The organism is Chamaesiphon sp. VAR_69_metabat_338, assembly GCF_031423935.1.
Lineage (GTDB): Bacteria > Cyanobacteriota > Cyanobacteriia > Cyanobacteriales > Chamaesiphonaceae > Chamaesiphon.
Window position 1 is genome coordinate 1 of the sequence record NZ_JANPGM010000535.1, and the last position, 3,520, is coordinate 3,520.

Below are 3,520 nucleotides of genomic sequence, written 5' to 3' on the forward strand. Positions count from 1 at the left end.
AAGGAGCGTCTTGGCGATCTTTGTAAATTAGACAATACTGGCAATTTTTGGACTAACTGGCAACTCTGGCGATCGGATGTGTTTAACTGCCTGAGCTGGATGTTGGCATTGGGGCTGATTTTGGGATCGGTGTATACGTTAGTAGCCGATTTGGTGCGCGAAGACAAGCGCGGCACCCTGAACTTTATCCGCCTGAGTCCGCAATCGGCACCAAAAATCTTTGTCGGCAAGCTCTTGGGCGTACCGATTTTGGTATATCTAGCTGCCGTACTGATGTTGCCGTTACACATGGGCTTTGGCTGGAGTGTGGGCGCGACAGTACCACTGTTGGTAAGTTGGTATGCGACGATCGGGGCAACCTGGTTTTTATTCGCCAGCACCGCGATTTTATACGTACTCCTCGGTGGCGTGCAAGCGATCGTCACCACGATCGGCACTGGATTCTTGCTCTGGTTGCCCCTATTAATTACCAATGCTTATTTGAGGGGAACTGTCGATCGTGCGGATTGGCTTACCAAAGACAGCAATCGGAGCGTTAATCAGATCGTTTGGTTCGGACTACCGATGAATAGCAGTGCCATCTGGATTTATGCCTTCGGTATTTGTAGCTGTGCGATCGCCAGCTATTGGGTGTGGCAAGCGATCGAGCGTCGTTATCTCAATCCTACTGCGACCGCGATCGGCAAGCAGCAAAGTTATCTTATCAATTTTTGTTTGCAATTCTGGGTTGCCGGCTTTACGCTCCCCTTAATATTTGCCGATCCAACCCAATACTTTACTACTCGACAAACACTCACCATCTTCGCTTGTGTCGATTTTACGGCATTAGGATTGTCGATCTTCCTGCTGCTGCCTAGCAAGCAAGCAGTGCAAGATTGGAGCCGCCATCGCCGCGAACGCACCAATGGGGGACGCAAGTTTTGGCAACGCGATCTAGTTCGGGATTTGCTGGTTAACGACAAAAGTCCTGTGCTGCTACCGATCGCGATTAATGTGGGCATAGCAATGGCTGTTTGGCTGCCCGTATCGCTCCTTGCCAATATTAAAATCCCGAAGCTGAGTATGGCGTTCGACGAGTTGAGTAAGCCTGGGATTGAGTTGAAATTGGCTGCTACTGTCTGTATTGCTGCTGCGTTGATGTTAATTTATGCCACGATCGCGCATTTGGCTCTCTTTCTCAAAGTCCAAAAACGTAATGTCTGGACGATCGCGATTATCGGTGGTGCGACGATCTTCCCGCTAGTCTGTGCTGGTGTCTTGTCACCAGGACGCCCTCCGACTGGCGTGGCTGCACTCGTATTATTATTTTCGCCCTTTGCCCCGTTCGGTGTGTTCAAACTAGGCATAGGCACGATCTTAACCGCAATTCTCGTTCAGTTGGGAGTATTTGCAACGTTAACTCGCCAACTCCAGCGGCAATTACAAATTAGCGGTCGTTCTCAGAGCCAGGAGTTATTGGCTCGCGGCTAGTCTCGATTTGTCTGAATCGATCGACCCAGTTTCTATGTATAGCAGTCGCCAAGGCTATTAGGACACAGCGATTGAAATCACGGATGCAATCACGCGGAGGTTTCCTCCGCATGTGTTGCACCAAGCAGCTGCTGGTGATGCAAAGTCCGCCTACGCGGACTAATTAGAAAACGTCCTCACGATCTTGGCGATTGCTATAGAAGCTGGGTTTTTTACGTGTCGATCGGATCTTCTTCATCTTTGGGCTTGCGTTTGGCTTTGCGGATTAATTGCGCGATCGTCCGCGACAGCGACAGTCCAGACTCCGCCGCCAGCTTTTCTAATTTCTCCCGCTCGATCGGATCGAGGGAAACATTCAAGCGATTTTTCTTTGTGCTCACGGCGCAAAAGTGGTGTAACTATGATACCTATTGTCGGAGGTAGGAGCTAGGCAGGGGGTCGATCGTTAACGTTTGTGACAAAGAGCGGGATCTAAAACAAATAGTTCGATCGATTGGATTAATTTAAGTTAATAGGTAATGCTGGTAACTGACAAAAAATCGATACCGACTCGGAAAAACTAGTTAGCCTCTCATATTAGTACGAGAGTTTTCTCAAATTTATTAAGGTATGTAAAGCCAACAGCGAAACCCAACCCGATTGTTGTGTTGAAACGATCGACGGCGATCGGGATTAAATAATATGTTAGACGCATTATCCACAGTTGTCGCCTAGAGTGAGGGGCAAAGAAGTATGGCGATTTTTTGGTCTGGATGCGGATCGCCAGCATTACCACGCTCGCCCACGCGATCGATTAAAATGATGTCAACATCGATACAATCGATCTTTAATCTTGAGAGAGCGGTCGTAAAGCATTAGTTCCCACCGATCGATACTCTCAGCACCGAATCCCAACTCCCAATTCCCAACTATGGATGATGAATCACAGATCCAATCGGATGCACCGCTAACCGTAGCGCAAGCGATCGAGAATCTTCAGAGCCAAGACTTGGGACTGCGGACATATGCAGCTTGGTGGTTGGGTAAATTTCGGGTAGCCGAGCCAGCGGCGATCTCCAGACTGACGAGCGCGCTACGAGATGAGGAAGATCGGACACTTGAAGGTGGCTATCCCTTGCGACGTAGTGCGGCTAGAGCGTTAGGTAAATTAGGAGATCTGCAGGCAGTCCCGGCACTGATCGAGTGTCTCCAGTGTCCAGATTTTTACGTGAGGGAAGCGGCGGCGCAATCGCTAGAAATGTTGGGCGATCCGCGCGCTATTCCCGTGTTAACGCAGATGTTAGCCGCCGCCGTCCACGATGGGCGACTTTTGCCACATGGTGAAGATTTTTCGCAACCATACGACGCCATTCTCGAAGCCTTGGGGACATTAGGTGCGACAGTTGCCGTACCTGAGATACAACCCTTTATCGAACATCCGATTCCCCGCATTAAGTATGCAGGATTGCGGGCAATGTACCAACTCACTCACGATCCGATGTATGGCGATTGCTTAGTTGCAGCACTGAGCCACGGCGATCTCCAGGTACGACGGGCACTATTATCAGATTTAGGGGCGATCGGTTATCTCCCTGCTGCCGTGCCGATCTCTCAAGCTCATGCCGAAAACAGTCTGAAGCTGATTGCGCTCAAGGGTTTATTAGAGGTGCAAATTACCCTTTCGCCATTCGATCGATTGTCGGATGGTGCCGTGCAAGTCATGGAACTCATGGATGCGCTGCTCTAATTTCTAGCAAATGCATCGATCGATATTGGTTAAAACACAAACCCGACTTTTTGGAAAAGTCGGGTTGGTAATAGCACTAGCTCGATCGCTTTAGGGATTTATTATTTGGTGCGTTACGCTCCGCGATAGCGACGCATCGACCTGGAGGTTGTATGCGTCAGCGACGCGCGCTTTGGAGGTTTCCTCCAAGTTAAGCGGCTCGCGCTCCGTCTTCTCTTCGAGACGCTACGCGAACGACACGCCTCGCTTCGCTCGTCTACGGCTTTGTCTTGTCGCAATTGTATGGGCGGGACACCCGCCCACATTGCGCCGCTGCCGAGGGTT

The 3,520-nt window shown here is 50.2% G+C and carries 3 protein-coding genes; 2 read left to right on the forward strand and 1 reads right to left on the reverse strand.

Annotated elements, in window-relative coordinates; genetic code table 11:
- Positions 1 to 1,470: hypothetical protein (locus RMO84_RS14775; RefSeq protein ID WP_310489207.1), on the forward strand; the 1,470-nt coding region annotated here is incomplete at its 5' end.
- 212 nt (positions 1,471 to 1,682) lie between these two features.
- On the opposite strand, the gene RMO84_RS14780 is transcribed toward RMO84_RS14775, so the two are convergent.
- Positions 1,683 to 1,850 carry a hypothetical protein gene (locus tag RMO84_RS14780; RefSeq protein WP_310489208.1) on the reverse strand — a complete coding sequence of 56 codons (168 nt, stop codon included), beginning with the start codon at positions 1,848 to 1,850 and terminating at the stop codon, positions 1,683 to 1,685.
- Positions 1,851 to 2,380: 530 nt separating this feature from the next.
- On the opposite strand from RMO84_RS14780, the gene RMO84_RS14785 reads away from it, so the two are divergent.
- The gene (locus tag RMO84_RS14785; RefSeq protein WP_310489209.1) at positions 2,381 to 3,196 is read left to right on the forward strand and encodes a HEAT repeat domain-containing protein; all 816 of its coding nucleotides are present in this window, start codon (positions 2,381 to 2,383) and stop codon (positions 3,194 to 3,196) included.
- The last annotated feature ends 324 nt before the right edge of the window (positions 3,197 to 3,520 follow it).

Coding starts and splice junctions, on each gene's coding strand:
- RMO84_RS14785 (WP_310489209.1), top strand. CDS start 2,381: ATGGATGATGAATCACAGATCCAATCGGATGCACCGCTAACCGTAGCG.